Annotated in this window: 22 protein-coding genes and 1 riboswitch; of the genes, 7 read left to right on the top strand and 15 right to left on the bottom strand. The window is 37.7% G+C overall.

The features are described 5' to 3' along the window. Positions 1-59: 59 nt before the first annotated feature. Together pta and IGJ41_RS03725 are read right to left on the bottom strand one after the other, a co-directional pair. Positions 60-1,043: a phosphate acetyltransferase gene (pta, locus tag IGJ41_RS03730; RefSeq protein WP_002355836.1), complete on the bottom strand. Its 984-nt coding sequence runs from the start codon at positions 1,041-1,043 to the stop codon at positions 60-62. A gap of 155 nt (positions 1,044-1,198) precedes the next feature. Next, positions 1,199-1,879, bottom strand: coding sequence for a uracil-DNA glycosylase (locus IGJ41_RS03725; RefSeq protein ID WP_002363309.1), 681 nt, complete (start codon positions 1,877-1,879; stop codon positions 1,199-1,201). 133 nt (positions 1,880-2,012) lie between these two features. On the opposite strand from IGJ41_RS03725, the gene IGJ41_RS03720 reads away from it, so the two are divergent. Continuing rightward, on the top strand, positions 2,013-2,882 hold the full coding sequence (locus tag IGJ41_RS03720; RefSeq protein ID WP_002383369.1) for a Cof-type HAD-IIB family hydrolase: 870 nt from the start codon (positions 2,013-2,015) through the stop codon (positions 2,880-2,882). A 51-nt stretch (positions 2,883-2,933) separates the two neighbouring features. Continuing rightward, positions 2,934-3,458: an LURP-one-related/scramblase family protein gene (locus IGJ41_RS03715; protein WP_002355833.1), complete on the top strand. Its 525-nt coding sequence runs from the start codon at positions 2,934-2,936 to the stop codon at positions 3,456-3,458. A 45-nt stretch (positions 3,459-3,503) separates the two neighbouring features. Here the strand turns inward: IGJ41_RS03715 and IGJ41_RS03710 are convergent, their stop codons facing one another. The 3 genes from IGJ41_RS03710 to IGJ41_RS03700 form a co-directional block, all read right to left on the bottom strand. Beyond that, on the bottom strand, positions 3,504-4,067 hold the full coding sequence (locus IGJ41_RS03710) for a GNAT family N-acetyltransferase (protein WP_002355832.1): 564 nt from the start codon (positions 4,065-4,067) through the stop codon (positions 3,504-3,506). A 96-nt stretch (positions 4,068-4,163) separates the two neighbouring features. Next, positions 4,164-5,384: a 3D domain-containing protein gene (locus IGJ41_RS03705; RefSeq protein WP_002385067.1), complete on the bottom strand. Its 1,221-nt coding sequence runs from the start codon at positions 5,382-5,384 to the stop codon at positions 4,164-4,166. A 248-nt stretch (positions 5,385-5,632) separates the two neighbouring features. Next, positions 5,633-6,400: a putative ABC transporter permease gene (locus tag IGJ41_RS03700; RefSeq protein ID WP_002387023.1), complete on the bottom strand. Its 768-nt coding sequence runs from the start codon at positions 6,398-6,400 to the stop codon at positions 5,633-5,635. 125 nt (positions 6,401-6,525) lie between these two features. On the opposite strand from IGJ41_RS03700, the gene IGJ41_RS03695 reads away from it, so the two are divergent. Both IGJ41_RS03695 and IGJ41_RS03690 read left to right on the top strand, forming a co-directional pair. Then, complete coding sequence (locus IGJ41_RS03695; protein WP_252671993.1) at positions 6,526-8,253, top strand: ABC transporter ATP-binding protein; 1,728 nt, start codon at positions 6,526-6,528, stop codon at positions 8,251-8,253. Next, positions 8,243-10,009, top strand: a complete 1,767-nt coding sequence (locus IGJ41_RS03690) for an ABC transporter ATP-binding protein (protein ID WP_131750736.1) — start codon at positions 8,243-8,245, stop codon at positions 10,007-10,009. Before IGJ41_RS03695 ends, IGJ41_RS03690 begins: the two co-directional genes overlap by 11 nt. Before the next feature lie 51 nt (positions 10,010-10,060). Here the strand turns inward: IGJ41_RS03690 and IGJ41_RS03685 are convergent, their stop codons facing one another. After that, positions 10,061-10,609 (bottom strand): folate family ECF transporter S component, encoded by a 549-nt coding sequence (locus IGJ41_RS03685; RefSeq protein WP_165481987.1) that lies wholly within the window; start codon positions 10,607-10,609, stop codon positions 10,061-10,063. A gap of 30 nt (positions 10,610-10,639) precedes the next feature. Then, positions 10,640-10,807: riboswitch (THF riboswitch) on the bottom strand. Between the two features lie 66 nt (positions 10,808-10,873). Further along, positions 10,874-11,296, bottom strand: coding sequence for a methylglyoxal synthase (gene mgsA / locus IGJ41_RS03680; protein WP_002355823.1), 423 nt, complete (start codon positions 11,294-11,296; stop codon positions 10,874-10,876). A gap of 185 nt (positions 11,297-11,481) precedes the next feature. Between mgsA and IGJ41_RS03675 the strand changes: the two genes are divergently transcribed. Next, positions 11,482-12,585 (top strand): ABC transporter ATP-binding protein, encoded by a 1,104-nt coding sequence (locus tag IGJ41_RS03675; protein WP_002355822.1) that lies wholly within the window; start codon positions 11,482-11,484, stop codon positions 12,583-12,585. A gap of 50 nt (positions 12,586-12,635) precedes the next feature. On the opposite strand, the gene IGJ41_RS03670 is transcribed toward IGJ41_RS03675, so the two are convergent. The 4 genes from IGJ41_RS03670 to IGJ41_RS03655 form a co-directional block, all read right to left on the bottom strand. Next, positions 12,636-13,253, bottom strand: a complete 618-nt coding sequence (locus IGJ41_RS03670) for a hypothetical protein (protein ID WP_002355821.1) — start codon at positions 13,251-13,253, stop codon at positions 12,636-12,638. A gap of 127 nt (positions 13,254-13,380) precedes the next feature. Continuing rightward, the gene (gene rsmA, locus IGJ41_RS03665) at positions 13,381-14,268 is read right to left on the bottom strand and encodes a 16S rRNA (adenine(1518)-N(6)/adenine(1519)-N(6))-dimethyltransferase RsmA (RefSeq protein ID WP_002358849.1); all 888 of its coding nucleotides are present in this window, start codon (positions 14,266-14,268) and stop codon (positions 13,381-13,383) included. A gap of 18 nt (positions 14,269-14,286) precedes the next feature. After that, positions 14,287-14,871: a ribonuclease M5 gene (rnmV, locus tag IGJ41_RS03660; protein WP_289855425.1), complete on the bottom strand. Its 585-nt coding sequence runs from the start codon at positions 14,869-14,871 to the stop codon at positions 14,287-14,289. Beyond that, a complete protein-coding gene (locus IGJ41_RS03655; RefSeq protein WP_002358846.1) occupies positions 14,868-15,638 on the bottom strand; it encodes a TatD family hydrolase in 771 nt (256 codons plus the stop codon). Before IGJ41_RS03655 ends, rnmV begins: the two co-directional genes overlap by 4 nt. Positions 15,639-15,772: 134 nt before the next feature. Here IGJ41_RS03655 and IGJ41_RS03650 point away from each other — a divergent pair, with 134 nt between their 5' ends. After that, positions 15,773-17,995 carry a HelD family protein gene (locus tag IGJ41_RS03650; RefSeq protein WP_002387019.1) on the top strand — a complete coding sequence of 741 codons (2,223 nt, stop codon included), beginning with the start codon at positions 15,773-15,775 and terminating at the stop codon, positions 17,993-17,995. A gap of 120 nt (positions 17,996-18,115) precedes the next feature. After that, the gene (locus IGJ41_RS03645) at positions 18,116-18,721 is read left to right on the top strand and encodes a hypothetical protein (RefSeq protein WP_002387018.1); all 606 of its coding nucleotides are present in this window, start codon (positions 18,116-18,118) and stop codon (positions 18,719-18,721) included. Between the two features lie 58 nt (positions 18,722-18,779). Here the strand turns inward: IGJ41_RS03645 and IGJ41_RS03640 are convergent, their stop codons facing one another. The 4 genes from IGJ41_RS03640 to IGJ41_RS03625 form a co-directional block, all read right to left on the bottom strand. Then, positions 18,780-19,055, bottom strand: coding sequence for a hypothetical protein (locus tag IGJ41_RS03640; protein WP_002361374.1), 276 nt, complete (start codon positions 19,053-19,055; stop codon positions 18,780-18,782). A 99-nt stretch (positions 19,056-19,154) separates the two neighbouring features. After that, positions 19,155-21,164: a methionine--tRNA ligase gene (gene metG, locus IGJ41_RS03635; RefSeq protein ID WP_002355813.1), complete on the bottom strand. Its 2,010-nt coding sequence runs from the start codon at positions 21,162-21,164 to the stop codon at positions 19,155-19,157. Between the two features lie 187 nt (positions 21,165-21,351). Continuing rightward, on the bottom strand, positions 21,352-22,743 hold the full coding sequence (locus tag IGJ41_RS03630) for an amino acid permease (protein WP_002361373.1): 1,392 nt from the start codon (positions 22,741-22,743) through the stop codon (positions 21,352-21,354). A gap of 40 nt (positions 22,744-22,783) precedes the next feature. Continuing rightward, on the bottom strand, positions 22,784-23,647 hold the full coding sequence (locus IGJ41_RS03625; RefSeq protein WP_002355811.1) for a GRP family sugar transporter: 864 nt from the start codon (positions 23,645-23,647) through the stop codon (positions 22,784-22,786). Positions 23,648-23,748: the final 101 nt, after the last annotated feature.

Below are 23,748 nucleotides of genomic sequence, written 5' to 3'. Positions count from 1 at the left end.
AAGTGTCCTGGGAACCTCAACTTCTACTTTGCTTATTTATCATGCTTTGACATAGTTAATTAGTCGTTCATTAATGTTTGAGCAGCTGTAATGATTGATAATTTATAAACATCTTCTTCGTTTGCACCACGTGATAAATCAGAAACTGGTTTGTTCAATCCTTGTAAGATTGGGCCAATTGCTTCAAAGTTACCTAAACGTTGAGCAATTTTGTAGCCAATATTTCCTGATTGTAAATCTGGGAATACAAAGACTGTTGCTTCTCCAGCCACTTTTGAGTTGGGCGCTTTTAATTGTGCGACAGAAGATACATAAGAAGCATCAAATTGTAATTCACCATCAATCGCATATTCAGGTGCTAATTCTTGCGCAATTTTTGTAGCTTCAGCAACTTTTGTTACTTCTGGTGCTTTTGCAGAACCTTTTGTTGAAAAACTTAACAATGAAACTTTTGGTTCAATGTCAAATAATTCAGCTGTTTTGGCACTATCAACAGCAATTTCAGCTAATTCTTGTGCAGTTGGGTTCACGTTAATCGCGCAGTCTGAGAATAAATATCTTTCTTGGTCACGACCACGAATCATTAAGAAGGCACCACTTGTACGGCTCACACCTGGTTTTGTTTTAATAATTTGTAACGCAGGACGAACTGTATCACCTGTTGAGTGGATAGCACCACTAACCATACCATCAGCAATACCCATGTAAGTTAACATAGTACCGAAATAGTTGACATCTTTTAAGATTTTTTCAGCATCTTCTTTAGTAGCTTTTCCATTACGGCGTTCAACAAATGCTTCGACCATTTCATCCCATTTTTCATAATCATTGGGGTTGATAATAATAAAGTTTGATGTGTTGATTCCACGAGCCATAGCAGCATTTGCGATATCTGTTGGATCACCAATTAAGATTGGTTCTACTAATTCATCAGATTTTAAGCGGGCAGCAGCACCTAAGATTCTAGGATCTGTTGCTTCAGGGAAAACAATTTTGATATTACGGCGTACGACTTTAAATTTTAAGCTATCGAATAATTCCACGATAAACCCTCCAGTTTTATATTTACAAAATCCATCATACACTATTCTCAAAGAAAATAACAGTTTTTTCTAGCTGTATTAGTCAAAAAAACCAATAATCCGATAAACTTTTCACAAACTAACTCTTCTACACTATAACAGCATACACTGTTACACTACACTGTTTCAGGAAGTTGCCAATCAATCGGCGTTTCCCCTAAACGTTCTAGAGCAGCATTCGCTTGAGAAAACGGACGTGAGCCAAAAAAACCACGATGCGCTGACAATGGACTTGGATGTGGCGATTTGATAATCACATGCCGAGTCGTATCAATCATTTTAATTTTTTCTTGAGCTGGACGTCCCCATAAAATGAAAACAACGGGTTTTTCACGCTCATTCAACTTTTCGATAATGACATCTGTCAGTTGCTCCCACCCTTTACCTCGATGGGAATAGGCTTGACCTGCCCGAACGGTCAACACAGTATTTAATAATAACACGCCTTGTTTGGCCCAGCTTTCTAAAAAGCCATGGTTGACGGGTTGGTACCCTAAATCAGCTTGTAATTCTTTGTAAATATTCGCAAGAGATGGCGGCACTTTCACACCTGGCTGGACAGAGAAACTTAGTCCGTGTGCTTGATTGGGTCCATGATATGGGTCTTGTCCCAAAATCACTACTTTTACTTCTTCAAAAGGGGTTAGTTCTAACGCTGAAAATAAATGATACATATCTGGATAAATCGTTTGTGTCTGATATTCTTTTTTCAAAAATTCCCGCAATTCTTGATAATATGGTTTTTCAAATTCAGCAGATAAAACGGTTTGCCAACTATTGTGAATAATTTCTTTCATAATGCTCACTCCTTCGCTCTCTAAGCATAACGAATTTCTCCAAACCTGACAAGAAATTTCTGGGTACTTTCTCTTGGAAAAACGTGGTAAACTATAGGTAAGCTTTAAATAGATAATGAGGTGTAGAGAATCGATGATTAAATTAATTGCTTCAGATATGGATGGAACACTTTTAGATGCAAAAATGAGCATCACAAATGATAACGCTTCAGCAATTCGCGAAGCGGAACGTTTAGGAATCGAATTTATGGTTGCTACTGGCCGCGCATATACCGAAGCGAAACCCGCGTTAGAAGAAGCCGGAATTGACTGCGCCATGATTACTTTAAACGGCGCCCAAGTATTCGACAAAGATGGACACTCACTTTTCACGGCTGGGATCGAAAAAGAAACAGTAACAGAAGTACTAACTATTTTGAGTCAACACAATGTTTACTATGAAATCTCTACAAATAAAGGTATTTTTTCTGAACATCAAGAAAAAAGAATTGAAAACTTTGCCGCTCATATTGCAGAATCCATGCCCCATTTAACTTATAAAGTGGCGATTGCCATGGCTTCAGCACACCTATCTTTATTGCATATTACCTATGTTGATCGTTTAGACGACATTTTAAAAGATGATTCGATTGAAGTCCTTAAAATTATTGGCTTCAGTATGGATGGGCCGAAAGTATTAGGTCCTGCTGGGATGGAAGTAGAAGAACTAGATGATTTGGTTGTCACCTCTTCTGCGCTTAATAATATTGAAATTAACCACCGCCTAGCACAAAAAGGGATTGCGGTTGCGCGCGTCGCTAAAGAACGTGGGATTCCCGCTGAACAAGTCATGACTATTGGTGATAATTTAAATGACGTCAGCATGATTCAATGGGCTGGGGTAAGTTTTGCAATGGGCAATGCCGAACTGGAATTAAAAGAATACGCTAAATATGAAACAGCCACTAATTTAGAAAATGGTGTTGGCGAAGCCATCCTGCGTGCAATAAGAGAAGATTTGTAATAAGCACTACCAGTTACAGCACTCATTTATATATAGAAAGGAGATCGTGTCGTGTCTGAATTTTTTATTCAAGAACAACAGTTAGGAAAAGTTACGCGAACCATCGTGAAAGACCAAGCAGGCCGTTCACTTTTTCTATTGGTGGGGCGCTGGGGCACACGAGGAGATGCGCTTTCTTTATATGCAATGAACGGAGAAATTTTAGCCAGTATTAAACAAGTTTCTTGGACTTTTGGTACACGATTTGAGTTATATCAGCGTTTTGAAAAAGTGGGTACTCTACGAAAACTGTTCAATTTGAATGCTGATTTCTATTATGTTCAAGGCCTTCACTGGGCAGTTGTTGGTGATATCAAAGCGCATCAATATTCAATTTATCAAGTCCATAAAAAAATTATGTCAATGGATAAAACCATGCTTTGTACAGGCGACTATTTTGTTTTAACTGTTGCCAATGATGAGGACGCACCGTTGTGCATCTGCATAGCAGCTGTCCTTGACTACTGGTTGTATAATAAGAAAAAACAAAAAACTTCCGATGATTTTGGATTAGATTTTGATCCTTTAACGGATTAATGAAAAATAACGAAGCTAAAGTGATTGACTTTAGCTTCGTTATTTTTACACTTCTTTTTGCATATGATTGTATAAGTGACCACTAATAGTCATTGTTGTGACATCTTTAAAGCCTTTGCTTGCGTATAACTTTCTCGCCCCGGGATTGTCAAAATCAACATTTAGACCCAAGGCTTGCTTCCCGCTAGCTTTGGCTACTTCAGGTAAAGCATCTAATAACTTAGAACCAATTCCCATTCCACGGAAACGTTCATCCACAGAGATCGTGTCTAAATACCATTCATTAGGCAAGGTTTCTTCTTCAATAAATAGCCGAACATCTTCTGCTAAGCCATGTTTTTTAAAGACTTCTCTTAAAGGTTCATCAATAATCTTTTCATCTTCCGCAGGATAGCCGACAGCAATCCCTGCAACTTCACCTGCATGTTCATAAACTAAAATTCGTTGATAGCCATAGCGATAGGTTGGATACGCCGTTGCCTCTGCTAACAGGTCAATCATTTGTTCTTCTGAGACTTCTTCTAAAATTGGTAACTCCATATCTTTTAAAATAACTAGGACCAGCCGAGCAATCGCTTGACCGTCTTCTTTTGTTGCCGAGCGAATCATTGTAATTCTCCTTTACATTTAACTAAAAAAGAACTGGCTACTATCATTACTGACTTAGCCAATTCCTTTTATCTTGTCTTTAGTATAACAAATTTATTATTGAATTTCTACTGTAACCTGACGTCGTCCCCAAAGACGGCATTGGTCTACTGAATCAAAATGAACATCAATAATATTTCCTTGAATAGCGCCACCTGTATCTCCAGCAATAGCAAAGCCATAACCAGAGACTTTCACTAATGAACCTAGAGGAATTACACTTGGATCGACTGCAACTACATTGCTTTCTTTACTTAAGTCAATACCAGTAGCACTTAGATTACTTGCACCAGCTTCGCGCCAAGAATAAGCAGTTGATTCCATCTGAAGCACACGACCAGAGCCAGTTCCTGGTGTTGATGATTCGCCTGTCGATGATTCTGGCGTTGATGACGATTCGGATGAACTAGCTGAACTTGAAGATTCAGTGCTACTGCTTTCCGTACTTGTAGAAGAGCTTGATGCTTGACTGCTTGACTCTTCAGCAGCTTCGGCTTCTAGTTTAGCCGCCGCATCTGCTTGCGCTTGTTTGTCGGCAGCTGCTTGTTTCTTCGCTGCTTCTGCTTTGGCAGTTTCTGCCGCACGTTTTTTCTGTGCCTCAGCTGCTGCTTTTTCGCTGACTAAGCGTTGTTGCTCTTTCTGTTTGTCTGTCGAAATTTGAGCCAATAATTCTTCATTATTCGCCATTTTTTCTTTTAACTCAGAGACTTTATTATTCATTGAAGAAGCTTCAACTTGTAATTTCTCTTCATTTTGTTTTAAAGTTGTTTGCGTATTTTCAACTTTTTCTTGTAATGCAGCTAACTTTTCTTTTTCGCTAGTTAAGCTTTCAATCTTTTCCCGTTCAAAGTTTTGTAAAACGGTCATGGCGTAGGCCCGATTAAAGAAATCTGATAAATTTTCTGCATCTAATAAGGCTTGCCAAGTACGTTGGTCGCCATTTAATTGAATATCCTTCATACGATCGCCAACAGCTTCTTTACGACGAGAAATATTTTTTTCTGTTTTTTCTATTTCCTCTTTCGAAGTTTTCAACGTATCTTCCGCTTTTGAAATTTGCGTTTTTAAACGTTCGATTTCCGCATATTTAGCATTTACATCGTCTAAGGCTGAATTGATTTCTTTACTAATTAACTCCCCAGATTGTTTCGCTTGCGCTTCTTTTTCTTGCAACGAATCAAGTGATTCTGCTGCCGCAGCGACTGGAAGTCCAAAATTGATAAGCATCATTGTTGTTAAAAATGGTATCAACTTTTTAACCTTCACTAAATCCAACACCTTTCCTAACTTATCTAAAACACCTACTCATTATACTAGTCAGGAGGGCTTGTTTTATTTCAATCATGTTACAATTTATTACAATTTAAATGCAACTCTTTTTTTATCCTGCGTTTATTCATTAGTCCATTTCTATCTCAATTCTTTAAGAATTTCTTAAGACGGCTTAAAAACTAGCTTTTGACGATTTTTCTTTTTTTCATCCCATTAGACCATTGATTGAAATATTTTGTAATATTTTTTGTTAATTATTGGCCCTTTTTCTTCAAATCTTCTAAGAGATGCCGAACTTCTTTGGAATTTTTAATGTTTTTTAAAGTTAGTTTTGGGTAATTGTTAATAAAACGACGTTGTTGGAAATTTAACCGATTTTGGAAATGCTCTTTTTTGGTTCGTTCTTTTAACTTCTGCCAATCAGCTGTAGCGATTTCCATTTTTGTGTTCAACCGTTGCTTAAATTCTTGTTGGTTCGTTTCCAGCGTTTGGCCCATCTCGGTAATAAGTTTTTTGAAACCTTGCATGTTCAGCAACGTATAAATTAAGTCAAGCCCCATTACAATCACTATGCAAAGTGCTAAGTAGTTGCCAAAGGTTGCTTGTAAAAAGCTGACAACTTTGGCGATTTCTGGTTGAATAACTTTGACAATCAAGACACACCCCAATCCCCAAAAAAGAGAAACCGGTAAAGCCACGCGACCGTTTAAATTAAAAGGTACATCATGATAATCCCACCAAGAGGCATGGAACAGTTTTTCCAAGCCATAACTAGTGACATATTCTAAAATCGTCACTAAAACAGCCGATCCGACATACAATACCAAGAGATTGTTCTCAAAGGGTTCCACAAAATAGAGAACGCTTAAGACCCCAAATCCATAAATAGGACAATAAGGCCCTACCAAAAATCCTCGATAAACAAATTTTTTGGCTTTTAATGAACAATACACTGTTTCCCATAACCAGCCGATAAAGGAATAAATAAAAAATAACAAAATAACCTGACTCATTTTTTCCACGTTTCTGTCACACTCCACTTCTTTGCGCTTTTCTTCTATTTTAACAGAAGTTGAGAAAATGTAGCGAACAACTTTCTTTCATTGAAAGATTAGGCTACAATGAGAGCAGCAAAGGGAGGAATCTTATGTTTGGTTTATTGAAATACGCAAAAAATTATCGAAAACAAATTATCCTCGGTCCAGTCTTCAAATTTTTAGAAGCTTGTTTCGAGTTAGTCTTGCCCTTATTCATGGCTCACTTAGTCGATGTCGGTATTCGTCAAAACGACCGACAGACTGTCATAGAAATGGCCCTCTGGATGCTTGTTATGTCGTTAGTTGGTTTATTTTTTGTCATGATTTGTCAATACTATGCTTCAGTCGCTTCGCAAGGTTTTGGGACGGAGCTAAGAAATCAATTAATGAAGAAAATTAATCAGCTTTCACACAAAGAATTGAATAGTTTTGGTACAGATACCCTCATCACCCGGATCACAAACGATATCAACCAGCTTCAATTAGCTTTAGCGATGTTTATTCGGTTGGTCATTCGGACACCTTTTTTAAGTATCGGTTCTGTGGTCATGGCTTTTTACATTGATGTGCAGATGGGCTTTCTTTTCCTATTACTTTTACCAATTTTTAGCCTTATTCTCTTTATTATCATTAAAGTGACTGTGCCTTTATATCAAAAAGTCCAAGAATATTTGGATCGGTTAAACCGTCAAATCAGTCAAAACTTAAGCGGTGTCCGTGTGATCCGTGCGTTTGCTAGAAAGGAAACAGAGCAACGACATGTTGATAAAGCTTCAGATGATTTAGGCGATATTTACATTCGTGTATCGAATGTTTCTGCTTTATTAACGCCTTTAACCACTTTGATTATGAATGTTGGAATTTTATTTTTACTTTATTTTAGTGGCTTAAAAGTTTCTTTTGGTTCCTTGCAACAAGGGGAAGTTTTAGCCTTGATCAATTATATGAATCAAATGATGCTCGCTTTAATTGTTGCTTCTAATCTCGTGGTAATTTTTACACGAGCCGCAGCTTCCGCAAACCGTGTCAATGAGGTTTTAACTGTAGAAAGCCAGTTAACAGATACACCAGAATCAGCAAAAACATCGCCACAATTTGGTGATATTACCTTTGACCATGTAGATTTTCGCTATGAACCAGAGGCCGGTTTGGCTTTGGAAAATATCAATTTTACGATTCCTAAAGGCTCAATTCTCGGCATCACAGGACCTACCGGCAGCGGAAAAAGTACCTTAACCCAACTCATTCCCAGATTTTATGATGTGAGTGCAGGAAACCTTTTTATTAATGGTATAAATGTGCGCGATTGGCCGCTCTTTACTTTACGCCAACAAGTGGCAAGTGTCCCACAAACTGCCGTCTTATTTACAGGGACTATTCGAGAAAACTTACAATGGGGCAAACCAAATGCAACTGATGAAGACTGTTGGGAAGCATTAGCTATCGCCCAATGTAAAGAATTTGTTGAACAATTAGACCTAGGGTTAGACACGCCTGTTAACGAAGGCGGAAAAAACTTTTCTGGTGGACAAAGACAACGGTTGACCATTGCCCGTGCCTTGATTAGGAAACCACATTTACTTATTTTAGATGATTCCTTGAGCGCCCTCGACTATCAAACAGATTTGAACCTGCGCCGTGCTTTACAAAAAGAACGAGCAGAGACAACCGTTATTTTAATTTCACAACGCGTGAGTTCGATTGCAACGGCGAATCAAATTTTAGTCCTAGATAGTGGAAAAGTCGCTGGCCTTGGCACCCACGAAGAATTACTTACTTCTTCTAAAGAGTATCAAGAAATCGTTGCGTCACAGGAGGAGGATACCCATGCAAACTAAAAAAATTCATTTTGGCGCCTTCTCACGTTTTAAGCCGTATTTACTACGCTATCCAAAAGAAATTATCGGCGCCTTAATCCTAGGAATTCTCAGTGGTTTTTCGACTGTCCTCATGACTTATTATATAGGTAAATCCGTTGATACAATGGTTGGTAAAGGACAAGTCAATGCTGCGCAACTCATCAAAATTTTAGGTTTATTAGCAGGGATTTTACTCGTAACCGTTCTAAGTCAATGGCTGATTCAACGTCTCGGTAATCGCGTGTCTTATTTATCGACCACACAGCTGAGAAAAGATGCCTTTGCCCATTTAAATCAATTACCGTTAAGTTATTATGACCAAACGTCACACGGAAATATCGTCAGTCGCTTTACCAACGATATTGACAATATTTCAATGGCTTGCTCGGCTGTCTTCAACCAATTATTTTCTGGCATGGCCACCGTCGTTGTTGCTTTGCTCTTTATGATTCGGCTAAGTCCTCTGCTCACATTAGTGGTTCTTATCAGTACGCCGATTATTTTTATTGTAAACTGGCTTGTTGCAAAAGCTTCACAAAAAAACTTTGCTGCACAACAAACGATTGTTGGTGAAATTTCCGGCTTCGTTTCAGAAATGGTTGGCAACCAAAAAATTGTTAAAGCCTTTCAACAAGAACAAGCTACGCAAGAAACATTTGAAGCATTGAATCAAACGTTGTATGAAAAAGGACAGAAGGCTCAGTTTTCTTCTTCCTTAACCAACCCACTTTCTCGATTTATCGATCATTTATCTTACTTATCGATTGGATTAGTCGGTGGCTTGTTAGTTTTAAGTGGCAACCCTTTAGTCACAGTTGGTGTTATTTCCAGTTTCACCATTTACTCTAGTCAATTTTCTAAACCTTTTATTGAACTCTCAGGAATCACCAACCAAATCCAAGCAGCCTTAGCTGGATTGGAACGTACCTTTGATATGATGGATCAACCAGTTGAACGTCCTGATGCCCCGAACGCAATTGTTTTGAAAGAAGCGCGAGGCCGTGTTGAATTTAAAGACGTTGATTTTTCTTACACGCCGACGCGACCTTTAATCGAAAACTTTAATTTAATTGCTGAACCAGGAGAAACAATTGCCATTGTTGGGCGAACTGGTGCGGGTAAATCAACATTAGTGAATTTGTTAATGCGCTTTTACGAGGTCGACCATGGTCAAATTACGGTTGATACTCACGACATTACTCAAATTACTCGGGACAGCTTACGAAAAAGTTTTGGTATGGTTCTCCAAGATACTTGGCTATTCGATAGTTCCATTCGGGAAAATTTAACGTACGGGAATCCTGAAGCCTCTGACGAAGAAATTATAGAAGCCATGAAAAAAGCCCATATTTTTGATTTCGTCATGCGTTTACCTCAAGGACTAGATACCGAGATTGGTTCCCAAGGCGTTAAAATTTCTGAAGGACAACGACAATTAATGACTATTGCACGCACGATGATTAGTAATCCGCCGATGCTTATTTTAGATGAAGCGACCAGTTCAGTTGATACATTGACCGAGCAAAAAATTCAGGATGCTTTTTTACAAATGATGACTGGCCGGACCAGTTTTGTTATTGCCCATCGCTTAGCAACAATCAAAAGTGCTGAAAAAATTCTAGTTATGGACAATGGTCAAGTAGTTGAAATTGGCGCCCATGACGAATTATTGCAAAAAGAACAGGGTTATTATCGTGACCTTTACGAAGCACAGTTTAATCAAAAAGCACAATAAAAAAGAGTCACTTTTCTGGGATGATGAAAAGTGACTCTTTTAATTTTAAATTTATTGATCTAATTCAGATAATGGTTTCCCAAATAAACGTTTAAAGGGAATTTTATTGCCTAAATAATAAGTGGCAATTACTTGAATGGGAAAGAAAATAACTGTTTTAATTAAGCGTGGCACCCACCAAGCAAAATTTGCTAGATTGACGCCATACATTAAACTTAACCACAAAGGAGTTAAAATGATATTAATTAAAACGGTGACCAACAATGTCGCCAAAATCACTCGTTGCCATGTCATTTCTCTCTTATAATAGAAATAACCATAAATAGCACCAGCCAAAAAGGCATTTAAAGTAAACCCAGGAAAATAGCCTGCCTTTGGAAAAAGCAGCATTCCTACCACATCAGCCACCGCCGTGCCGATTCCAGCCCAAAAAGGTCCGAAAATCATCCCAATCAATGATTCTGGAATAAACGTGAAACTGATTTTTAAAAACGTTGTTTCATACGCAAAAAAGCGTGAAAAGACAACGACCACCGCAATGAGTACGCCCATTAACGCAATGGATTTTGTGCCAAATTTTTTCTTTGTCATTTTTAGCATCTCCTCTAAGAGCTGCTACATGACGAACCATGCAGCGAATGCGAAAACAAAACCGCGAACATTAAAAAGCTGAACGTGTTGTTCTGATGATAAGCAAAGTAAGAACCTTTGCTTTCTAGCAACACACTGTTTATGTTCTTCGTCCAAAAGGCAACATCCCATCCTTTTAGCACTTAACGCTTTGTCTCCTACTCTGTTATTTTATTTGGACAAAAGTCCTCATAAAATATACCACAAAATAGTCAAAATAACCATTAAGGTTCTCTAAAAAGCTAACGGTCGACGATCCCCTTCATGGATGACCTCACGGAAGTCCGCAAACCCCGCCTCGACACCTCTCAAAAGAATTTCAGCACTGCCGATATTGGTCGCTAAAGGAATTTCATAGACATCACTTAGACGAATCAAAGCCGTCACGTCTGGTTCATGCGGTTGCGCGGAAAGAGGATCTCTTAAAAAAATAACTAAATCAATGTTGTCTTCTGATATCATTGCGCCAATCTGTTGATCCCCACCTAATGGCCCCGATTTAAAGCAATGCACGGGTAAGCCAGTTGCTTCCATCACTTTCATGCCTGTCGTTCCCGTTGCATACAATTCATGTTTTTCTAAAATATGTTTATAAGCGGTTGCTAGTTTGATCATTAATGTTTTTTTACGATCATGAGCGATTAAAGCGATTTTCATGTTATCCAACTCCTGTCTTTGTTATATTATAACAAAAGTTTATCGATAAATCCGCTGAGAGTGTTTGTCCTTTGTCACCTTGACGAAAAAGTCTTCTTTTTCTTGTGCAACTCTCCCTTGCTGAAAGATAGCGTTTTCATTTAAACTATGAGTAACAAATCAAAAAGAAAAGAGTGACGTATCAAATGGTGGAAATGGCGCTGAGAAATGTGTATAAAAAATATGACAATGCAGAACATTATTCTGTTACAGATTTTAACTTAGAAATTACAGACCGTGAATTTATCGTCTTTGTCGGACCTTCTGGTTGCGGTAAATCAACAACATTGCGCATGATTGCTGGCTTAGAAGATATTACTGAAGGTGAATTATCAATTGGGGACAAAGTCATGAATGACGTTGCACCGAAAGATCGTGATATTGCCATGGTTTTCCAAAACTATGCGCTTTATCCGCATATGACTGTTTTTGATAACATGGCTTTTGGTTTAAAACTAAGAAAATATGATAAAGCTGAAATTAAAAAACGGGTGGAAAATGCTGCGGATATTCTGGGCTTAACAGAGTACTTACAACGTAAACCTGCGGCGCTTTCTGGTGGACAACGCCAACGTGTTGCACTTGGCCGGGCAATTGTCCGTGATGCCAAAGTCTTTTTAATGGATGAACCTTTATCAAACTTGGATGCAAAATTACGTGTAGCCATGCGTGCTGAAATCGCTAAACTACACCAACGTTTAGAAACTACGACAATTTATGTGACACATGACCAAACCGAAGCGATGACCATGGCTGACCGAATCGTAATTATGAAAGATGGCTTTATTCAACAAATTGGTTCACCAAAAGAAGTTTACAATACACCAAAAAATATGTTCGTAGCTGGGTTCATCGGCTCACCTGCCATGAATTTCTTCAAAGTTACCTTAAACAATGGGGTTATTTCTAACCAACATGGCTTAAAGCTAGCAATTCCTGAAGGAAGAAACAAAGAGCTTGTTGAACATGGTTATGAAGGCAAAGAATTAATTTTCGGTATTCGTCCAGAAGATATTCATAGCGAACAAGTGGCTTTAACGGCAATGAAAGATGCAGTGATTAAATCTGAAGTTGTTGTTTCTGAATTATTAGGGGCTGAATCCATGCTTTATACAAAAATTGGTGATACAGAGTTTATCTCAAAAGTAGATGCTCGTGACTTCCACCATCCTGGTGAAATGATTGACTTAGCTTTTGATATTAACAAAGGACATTTCTTCGACCCTCAAACAGAAGAAGTCATTAAATAAAAAAATCTCGAGGCATCCGTCGCAATGACGGATGCCTCGATTGCTTCTCTTTATGCTAATTTAACCTTCTTCTTTATCACTTTGGGTTGTTTCGCTTCTGTAAAAGTTGGAATATCTACATGTTTACTTAAGGTACTTGCTAAAAAGTAGGCAATACTGAAATCCACCAAACTATGAATTAATCCACCAACGCCCATCAAAAGAAAAATAGAATACATGAAGCCGGCTGTATAATAGGTTCCTGGCAAGTTGCCCATTGTGTAAAATACAGAAACAACCACTAGCTCGGCAGCGGAATGAATCACTCCAATTCCCACGTTAAACAACTGTAATTTCCCATTTAATAAAGTGAATTTCCCCTCTTTATTGATTAAAATTTCTGGATGCTTTTGTAAAATCACTGCGCCAATGACTGCAAAAATCAAATGAGATAAGGCCCGCAAAGCAATAATCGGTGTTGCGGATAAGAAAAAACCAAAACCTGTTCCTAGACTAACCGCAATTGCCACCACTGGAGAAATAAACATGGCAATAAAAACTGGGACGTGACTTGCTAATGTAAAACTGGCTGGACCAATGGTAATTCTTGGCATAACCATTGGAATGATAATCCCCATTGCAATTAAAAGTGCTGAAATTGTTAAACGTTTTACTGAGTTTGTTTTCATTAAAACTGCCTCCTAAAGGTGTCATGACACCTTTTTGTTTTTCTCAAGTGTAGCTGAACAGCCGCAATGTGTCAAGACACATAAAAGAACTTTCTGTTATTTCTCATAAATAACAGAAAGTTCTTTTTTATACTGGTTTATTTTTTTCTAAAGCATTACTTAAACGAGCGAATTCTTCTAAAGACAATGTTTCACCACGTCTAGAAGGATCAATTTCTGCTTCAGCTAGGCTCTCTTTTAGCCAAGCCACCGTTTGTTCATCTTTCCCATAAAAATGCGTTAAGTTATTCCACAATGTTTTACGTCTTAATTGGAAACTGGCTTTGGTTAATTTAAAAAATTCTTTTTCATTGGTCACTGTCACTGCTGGTGTAGCACGGCGCGTCAATTTAATAATCGCCGAGTCAACATTGGGCTGCGGCACAAAAACTGTTTTTGGCACAATAAAGGCGACACTTGCTTCCATAAAATATTGAACAGCAATTGATAATGAGCCATAAGCTTTCGTTCCTGGTTTAGCAGCAATTCGATCAGCGACCTCTTTTTGCATCATCACAACCATTTCAGCTACATCTAAAGAAGATTCTAAAAAATGCATCATAATTGGCGTAGTAATATAGTAAGGTAGGTTAGCCACCACTTTAATCGGATACTTCTCTTGAAAAACTTGGTTGGTTGTCTCGACCAAATCAGCTTTTAAAACATCCTGATGCACCACTGTTACATTATCATAGCGACTTAAGGTATCTGCTAAGACAGGAATCAAGCGATCATCAATCTCAAAAGCCACAACTTGTGCCGCGTTCATCGCTAATTGCTCTGTTAATGCACCAATTCCAGGCCCGACTTCGACAACATTTGTCTGCTGATTGATTCCCGCTGTTTCTACAATTTTTCTTAAAATATTAGGCTCTGTCAAAAAATTTTGACCTAAACTCTTTTTAAATGAAAATCCATGCTTTTTTAGTATTTCTTTGGTTCTGGATGGTGTGGCAATTTCTTTATAGTCCGTCACGCTTGTTCCTCCATGTAGTTATTCTTCGTTTGCAAGTTCTTTTAAAATACGTGTCATGCTTTCTTTCAATTCTGCTTCTGTAATCCGAAACATGCTTAACCGTTTGACTAACTGTTTGCTATTTGTATAGCCAATTCTTAGGTCATCTCCTAATAATTCACGGTATTTTTTGGTATTTGCTCCCGCTATTAAACCATATTCAACTAGTGTTTGTCTAGGAATTTCTTGATAGTCTTCATCAGCTTGAACAGGTGTTACGACTTTTTTTAAGGCTTCAATAATTGCTTCATCACTAGCATGTTCAACCCCTAGGCTACCGCCATTTTTTTTAGGAACTGCAACTTTTCTTGATAAAAAAGCATGCTTTGCATCAGGAACGACTTCCATTATTGTTTTACGAATTTTTTCGCCCGAATAGTCTGGATCTGTAAAAATAATCACGCCTCTCGTTTCTTGTGCGTGTTCAATTTGTGTCAAAATTTCATCATTGATAGCAGAGCCAATCGTTTCAATCGTATCCGCTGCAACTACCTCTTGAATGCGGCGTGTGTCGTCTTTTCCTTCAACGACAATGATTTCTGCAACTTTCATTTTTTCTTTCATTTATCTATCCGAAACAAGCGATGAGCGTTGACTCTCGTTTGTTCTGCCACTTCTTCAAAGGTTAGTTGTCGTAATTCAGCAATTTTTTCCACTACGTATCGTGTATAGCCGGGTTCATTCCGTTTACCACGATAAGGAACAGGGGCTAAATAGGGTGCATCTGTTTCCACCAACATTCGTTCAAGTGGTACCGCCATCGCCGCTTCTTGAACATCCAACGCCTTTTTAAACGTTACGACTCCACTAAAAGAAATATGCAGACCTAAATCTAAAAATTTCTTCATCCACTCGGCATCACCACTGAAACTATGCATGATTCCACCAATATCTGAAATTTTTTCATCTTTTAAAATTCGATAGGTATCTTCTAATGCCTCTCTCGTATGCACACTAAACGGTAAATTCATTTCCCGAGCAATCGCAATTTGACGGCGAAAGACTTTTTCTTGCACCTCTTTAGGATCCTCCATCCAGTAATAATCAAGACCGATTTCACCTAATGCTACAATTTTTGGCAACGTTAATTGTTCTTGTAATCGTCGTTCAACCTCTGGCGTATAGCTACCCGCTTCTGTTGGATGCCAACCAATGATACTATAAATATTGGCATATTCCTGACTAAGTAAAAGAGATTTTTCAATCGTTGGTTCATCAAAACCGACCACGGCCATCTCTGTAACACCCAATTCTTGGGCATGTGCAATCGTTTCTGGAATATCATCATTAAATTGTTCTGCATTCAAATGTGTATGTGTATCAAAAATCATTATGATTGCCTCCTTTATCTCCTCTCTACTTTATCATATTTCTTGAAAAATCTGAATGACTAGGCGACAAGATTCGCCATTTCCTCATAAACAGCGCTTGCATTTATGCTAAAAGTAACGTATACTATTCAGTCATGTTATTAAAAGGAGGAATCTCCATGACCGATGAAAAAATTTATGAACAACAGCATTTAACAACGGTTTATCATGAGCTGCAAGCGGCTAAAAAAGTTTACGAAGAGCAATTGGCGAACACAATGAAAGATGGCAAACATATGCTAGAGGAATTTGGTCGCGATTCTAAGCTGAATTTTGATAGTTATGCCGATAATCTAGAAACGTTTGCCATGTTGGAAATGAAGAACCGTGAAATTGATCAGTGGAACTTAAAAAATGAAGCAACGGCTAAAAATTTAGACAAAGTGAAACGCCTATTACAAGTTCCTTATTTTGGCAAAATTGGCGTGACTTTTGAAGACAGCCCTGAAGAGCCAGAAAACTTTTATATTGGCGTAAACGATTTTACTTCTTTAGAAGAAGAAACGCGCATTCACGATTGGCGCTCACCGATTGCTTCGTTATTTTATGACAATGTTTTAGGGAAAACAGCCTACACGGCACATCAACAAACCATTCCTGTACAACTTGATTTGAAAAGACAGTTAATTATTGAAAAAGATCAATTAATCAACTATTTTGACACAACCATTGCGATTCAAGATGATGTGTTATTGCATTCTTTAGAAGAAGATGCTTCTCCTTATATGAAGGACATTACGACAACCATTCAACAAGAACAAAATCAAATAATTCGTGACGAAACGCAGCCACTCCTACTAGTCAACGGGATTGCTGGTAGTGGGAAAACGTCTGCGATTATGCAACGGATTGCTTATTTACTTTATCAACATCGAGCAGAAATTACAGCGGATAATATTTTATTACTTTCACCAAATTCAACATTTATTGATTATATTTCTCAAGTTTTACCGAATTTAGGCGAACGAAATCCCTTGAATTTGACTCTTTTACAATTTTTGCGCTTCACTACCAAAGAATCATGGCCAATGGAAGAAGAAACGGACTATTTCGAACGCATTACTCGCTCTGAGGCAACGGAGCAAGAGCACGTTATTCGTTCAAAAGAATTTGCAACGTTTCTTTTAAGCAATCCTGAAAAAGCGGTTGTGCAGCCACATTTTTTCCGTCCTTTAACTTTTAAAAAGCAGACCTTATTTACTTCAGAAACAATTTTTAAACTTTATCAAGAAACACCAGCTGACTTGAGTATTCGCCAACGAATTTCAGCCACAAAAGAAAAATTAACCAGTCTTTGGACACGGTACTTATTAAAACAAGCCCATTCTAAAAAAATGTTGGATCAATTCCAAGATTTAACAGAGGCTGAACAAGTTCGTTATTTTGGCACAGTGATTACCGAAGATAATGAAAAACATCTGGCTGATTTTGCTTTAAAACGTTTGAAGAAAAAATATCGCTCTATCACTGCCGCTATTAAAAATGATGCTTGGCTAGATCAATGGGCCTTTTTTGAAACGTTTTATTCTTTATTCACTGAAAAATCGTATCAAAAAGAGACAGCTGTTTTCACAGCCGATGAAATTGTGGCCCTTATTTTGGTGAAACATGCATTTATTGAAAACCTCGCCAACCAGCAAATGGCTTTTATCCTAGTCGATGAAGTCCAAGATTATACAGAAGCCCAATTATTATTACTGCTGACACTTTTCCCTAAAGCTAGTTTTACTTTAGCTGGTGATGAAAATCAAGCCATTTTTAATACAGCCATTGAATTTTCTGAAGCCCATGATTTATTGGTTAACGAAACCAGCCGTTCTGTTGGAACCTATCAATTATTAAACAGCTATCGTTCAAGTAAAGAAATTACACGACTCTTCCAAACATTAGGCACTCAACCAGAGCAATTAACCATTGTGCCCATCCGGCATGATGGAGAAAAGCCGACATTTATTCCTTGTGACTCTGCGTCTGACTATCTTAAAGCAATCGTCACTTCCATTACAACCTTTGATTCGAAAGAAAGCACCGCCATTATTACTAAAACTTTTGCAGAAAAAGAACAATTAACAAAAGAACTCTGTGCTTCTCTTTCATTGGAAGAGCATCCGTCACTGCAAGTTTTATCAATTGATATGGCAAAAGGTCTAGAATTTGATAATGTAATTCTTCATAACCCAAATGTTAATCGTTATTCCGACAATAAACGAGATAAAAAAATCCTGTATACTGCTATTTCTCGTGGAATGAAACGGGTCGTTTTACCTTATACCGGCACACTTTCCGAATGGTTTACACCTTACTTGGCAGCCCAGTAACTGAGACTTAAGGCGGATTTTATTTTTAGAAAAACCACTTATAATAGACGAGTAGGCACTGCTTTTTAATTAGCAGACCTACTCGTTTGTTGTCTCTTAAGTTGAGAGGAGCGTGAGAAGGTGAAACAATCACCTGATTTAGAAAATTTTTTTAAAACCTCTATCCAAAAAAATGTAACTATTGAGCGAAAACAACAAAACCAAACCATTTGGCACTGGCTACTGCTTATTTTATTTGGCTTGCTAACCTTTGGCTCACTGACACAGCAGTTACTCCTAATTGGCTTGTTTACACTTATTGCCGCTATTGTTAAAGGTCCCTTAATGCTCGTCTGGGGAACCATCTATTCGGCGTTAGTGGCTTTGTTTCCACCTTTCGCTTTAGTCCTATCTTTACTTTTTTTTATAATTAATTTAGGCACCGTTATGAAAAGTTGGCGTATTACTTTAACAAGTGCTTACTTTTATCTAGTTCCTTTAGGTTTTAGTCTCTTGAAAACGACCAACTGGGTATCAACGCCTTATTTCCTGACAGGCTTGGCTTTGTTAAGTATTTTAGGGCTGCATTTTATATTAGAGTGGCTCTATAAAAATAATAGCTTAGGCCGTTTACTCACGTGGCAAATTATCAGTGTCCCTTTTTCACTCTTACTGATCATTTTACCAAGTCGCCTAACGAAAGGCCGTTTTGGTAAAAAACGAATACCTAAAAAAGTGAAACTCTAAAATAGAAAAGCCTAGGAAAAATCGCAAATGATTTTTTCTAGGCTTTTCTTCGATTCTTTTAATTTAAAAATTCGTTGATTTTCGATTTTAGGACGTCGATAAAACTGGAGAAAGAGAGTTCATTTGTTTGTGAATATGTCCAATGAGCCAATAACAGAAAAACTAAAATAACCAGTATCGCAACCACTAAAAAGGTTCTAATTCTTGCCCTTCTTTTTCTACGTTGTACTGTTAGCCGTGCTTGTTCCCTTACTCTCATAGCTTCTAAATAATACGGACGCCATTTAGGATCATTTTTTCGTTGCTCATAAAATTTAAATTTATGATAAGCCATCAAACTTCCCCCACATCAAATCACTTTTCTTCTAGTATACAAAAAAAGTAGTAAAGATAAAAGGTTACAATTCACCTTTTATCTTTACCACTTATGCTTTTATGCGATTCCTGCACCATTTGGCATTTCTTTTGGTGCTTCAACAATTTGAAGTTTCCCTTCTGGTGATTCAGCTGAAAGAATCATTCCTTGGCTAATTTGACCACGCATTTTTCTTGGTTTTAAGTTAGCCACAATGACTACTTTTTTGCCAATTAGCGCAGCTGGATCTGGATAAAATTCAGCAATACCTGAAAGAATTTGACGATGGTTTTCATCTCCAGCATCTAAACGGAATTGCAATAATTTATCTGCTCCTTTGACTTTTTTACAGTCAATAACTTCGGCAACTTTTAATTCCACTTTATCGAAATCATCGTACTTAATTTGTTTTTCTTTCGTTGAAACCAACGTTGTTTCTTCTGGATTCCATTTAATATCCTCTTCTGTAGCACTTTCGCTTTGGGACATTTTCTTTTGAATATACGTTACTTCTGTTTCAATTTCTAAACGTGGGAAAATAGGTGTTCCTTTACTTGTTACTGTTACGTCTGTTGGGAACTCACCAAAATGAATATTTTCCATGTTCATTGTTTCTGGATCTAAGCCCAATTGTTCGAAAATTTTCCCTGGTGTTTCTGTCATGACTGGTTGCAATAAAATTGCCACAATTCGTAAGCTTTCCGCTAAATGGATCATGACACTTTCTAATTCGTTGCGTTTCTCTTCTTCTTTAGCCAATACCCAAGGCGCTGTTTCATCAATATATTTATTTGCACGAGAAACTAGCGTCCAGATTTCTGCAATGGCCGTATTAAATTCCATTTTTTCCATTGCTTCATGATATTTTCCAATAACATTCGCCGCAGTTGTCGATAGTTCACTATCAAATGGGGTAACTTTTGAAGCATAGGCTGGTACTTTGCCATCACAATATTTATTAATCATCGCAATTGTTCGATTCAACAAGTTTCCTAAGTCATTAGCTAAATCATAATTTAAGCGAGAAACGAAATCTTCTGGTGTAAAGACGCCGTCACTACCAAATGGAATTGCTCGTAATAAATAGTAACGTAACGCATCTAGACCGTAGCGTTCTACTAACATTTCAGGGTAAACAACATTTCCTTTAGATTTAGACATTTTTCCGTCTTTCATCAATAACCAACCATGTCCAAAGACTTTTTTCGGTAATGGTAAATCCAAGGCCATTAACATAATTGGCCAATAAATCGTATGGAAACGCACGATTTCTTTCCCAACCATTTGCACGTTCGCAGGCCAATATTTTTGGAATAATGAATCATCTTCTGAGCCATAACCTAGTGCTGTAATATAGTTTGATAACGCATCAATCCATACGTAAACCACATGTTTTGGATCATTTTTTAATGGAATTCCCCAAGAGAAAGTCGTTCTTGAAACGGCTAAATCTTCTAATCCTGGTTTGATGAAGTTATTTAGCATCTCATTTTTACGAGATTCTGGTTGAATAAATTCTGGATGTTCTTCGTAATATTGTACCAAGCGATCCGCATATTTACTCATGCGGAAGAAGTAGGATTCTTCTTTAACTAATTCGACTTCGTGACCACTTGGTGCTTTCCCACCAATGACATTGCCTTCATCGTCACGATATACTTCAGCTAATTGTGTTTCAGTGAAAAATTCTTCATCAGAAACTGAATACCAACCTTCATATTCTCCAAGGTAGATATCTCCTTGTTCTACTAAACGATCAAAAATTTGTTGCACGGCTGCCATGTGATAATCATCCGTTGTCCGAATAAATTTATCATAGCTGATATCTAATGTTTTCCATAATTTTTGAACATCTGCTGCCATTTTATCAACGTACTCTTTTGGTGTCACATTCAACTCAGCAGCTTTTTTTTCAATTTTTTGGCCATGTTCATCCACACCTGTTAAATAAAATACATCAAAACCCATTAAACGCTTGTAACGGGCCATTGCATCGCAGGCGATTGTTGTATATGAATTCCCAATATGTAACTTCCCACTTGGGTAATAAATTGGGGTGGTAATATAAAATGTTTCTTTCTGTGACATACAGAAAAAACCTCCTTTAGTCATTTTCCTAAACCCTCAGGATTTACTCCTAAACAGTATACCATAATTAGACATTATTAAACTATATTTCTTGTCGGTTTTCTCTTGAAAATGAAGAAAATGCCAGAAAGAAAAGAGAGAAACACCTGTCTATTTGACAAGTATTCCTCTCTTTTTTCGTTCATTTTTATTCTTTTGTCTCGAAACGAACGATACTATGGTGACGTCCATAAAAGAAATAAATAGCCAAACCAATCACTACGGCTACGCCAAATACTTGCCAAGTAGCTAAAGACAATTGGAACATCAGAGCGGCGCAAACCACGATTGAAATTAATGGTAGAACCGGCACAAGCGGTACTTTAAATTCACCTGCTTGCGGTTCTCCTTTCATTGTCCGTAATTTGATAATTCCTAAAGCGAGAAACATCAGATAAAAGAGTGTCACGATATTTGTAAGTTCAGCCAACATCTCCATTGGAACAACACCAGCAAAAACCATTGCTAAAAATCCAGCTACATAGGTTGCATTCTTAGGTGTGTGCCGCTTCTCATCGATTTTGCTCATAAACTGCGGCAATAATCCATCTTTACTAATCGCATAAATCACACGGGCTAAACTGTACATCATCGCAATCGTCACTGTTAATAAGGTTAAAATAGCACCAACTGAAATGATTGTCGCAATTGCGCCATGATTAATGAAGCGCATCGCAAAAGCCACCGGATCCTTGACCCCTAAATCCGTAAATGGAACAATCCCAGTTAAAACTAACGTAACAACAATATATAACAATGTTGAAATAATAATGGAACCAATAATCCCTTTTGGAATATCTTTTTTCGGATTCTTCACTTCCTCCGCGGCCATGCTGACCGCATCAAACCCTAGAAAGGCAAAGAAAACTAAAGCAGCACCACTGAAAACGCCTGAAAAACCATAAGGAATAAATGGTTGCCAGTTCGTTGGTTTCACATAAAAGATTCCCACGAGAACAAATAATAAAATAATCCCAAACTTCACGAAAACCATTAAGTTATTTAAACGTAACGCTGTTTTCGCTTCTAAAGATACCCAAAAAGTTACGGCTACAACGACCAACATGGCAATCAAATCAATATATGTACCATTTGTTGGATTATAAGCGCCACTTAACGCTTGCGGTAAAGAAAAACCTAAGCTATCCAAAAAGCCATGAACATAGCCTGACCAACCTGAAGCAACGGATGAAACCGCCAAGAAAAACTCACAAATAATCATCCAACCAGTCATCCAAGCCACAATTTCTCCAAAGACCACATACATGTAGGCATACGGCCCACCAATGACCGGAATACGTGATGCAAATTCTGCATAGCATAAACCAGATAAAATAATCGCGGCTGCTGCTACCAGAAATGATAAGACGAGCCCTGGACCTGCATAGCGTTCCGCTGCGACACCTGTCACAACAAAAATCCCTGTTCCTACTACAGCCCCAATTCCTAGAAAAATTAAGTCCATCGTCTTAAGATTTTTTTTCATCCCACCACTGTCATTGACAGGCACAGTGATTTCTTTTTTTCTGAAAATAGACATGTGTTTACCCCCGTAAAAAAAATAAGCGTAAATAAACTATTTACGCTTTCATATACCCTAAAAGAATACCACCTAGAATAACAAAAATGCAACCAAAAATAACATAAAACATTTCTTTTTTTGATTTTCTTTCGCCTAAAAGGAAGATGCCCCCAAGAGTCGAAATAATAATCCCCATTTGTGATAAAGAGAAGCTAATAGCTAAGCCAATTTCACGCATGGTTAATAACATACAAATATTTCCTAAGCCCCAAAGCAGACCCGTCGTCATATTCATCCAAACAAAACGATCAACTTTGACTTTTTTGAAGGCAAAGAAACTAGCCCCCACTAACATACCAATACTTTGTGGCAAAATAATTCCCCACGGATCTAAACCAGTGGCATTAATAATGATGGTATAGACACCATACCCAACTGTTGAGAAAATCAACGCCCGAATCCCTTTATTAAAATCTAACATACTGTTTGAGGTTTTCGGTTGACTATCATCATCTTGTCGAGCTGTTAAATACACCCCAAAAACTAAAAAGGCTAAAGCGATAAAGCCCACAACAAAGTCTTTTGTTTTTGTCCATTCATGGAAAAAAACAGCCCCTGCAACGGTATTAACAACTAACTGCATCCCAGTTGAAATTGGTAAGCCAACTGAAACGCCCATATATTTCATGCTATGAAATTGTTGATTCTGTCCCAAACTCCAGAATAAACCAGATATAAATCCAACAATTAATGTGGCTGTCGTCAACGTAGGCTGGATGACAAAAAAGACAACAATTGAAAATAGTAATGCGCCGATTGTCATACCTAACGTTTGTTGATTGGCGCTTCCACCAATTTTACCGCTGACTAAACCAATACTGCCCCACGCAATCATGGGCACTAAAGCGATAAGTAAACTCATAATATTCTCCTAATAAATTTATTTCATTTCATTCTAACAATAAAAACGTTTTCTAAACAACTAAGAAGAGTAAGAGAAGTTAGCAAGAAAGTTTTAATAAA

It is taken from the genome of Enterococcus sp. DIV1537a (assembly GCF_051712085.1).
GTDB lineage: Bacteria > Bacillota > Bacilli > Lactobacillales > Enterococcaceae > Enterococcus > Enterococcus faecalis.
The sequence above is the reverse complement of the archived record's forward strand: the minus strand, read 5'-3'. Positions and strand labels throughout refer to the sequence as shown.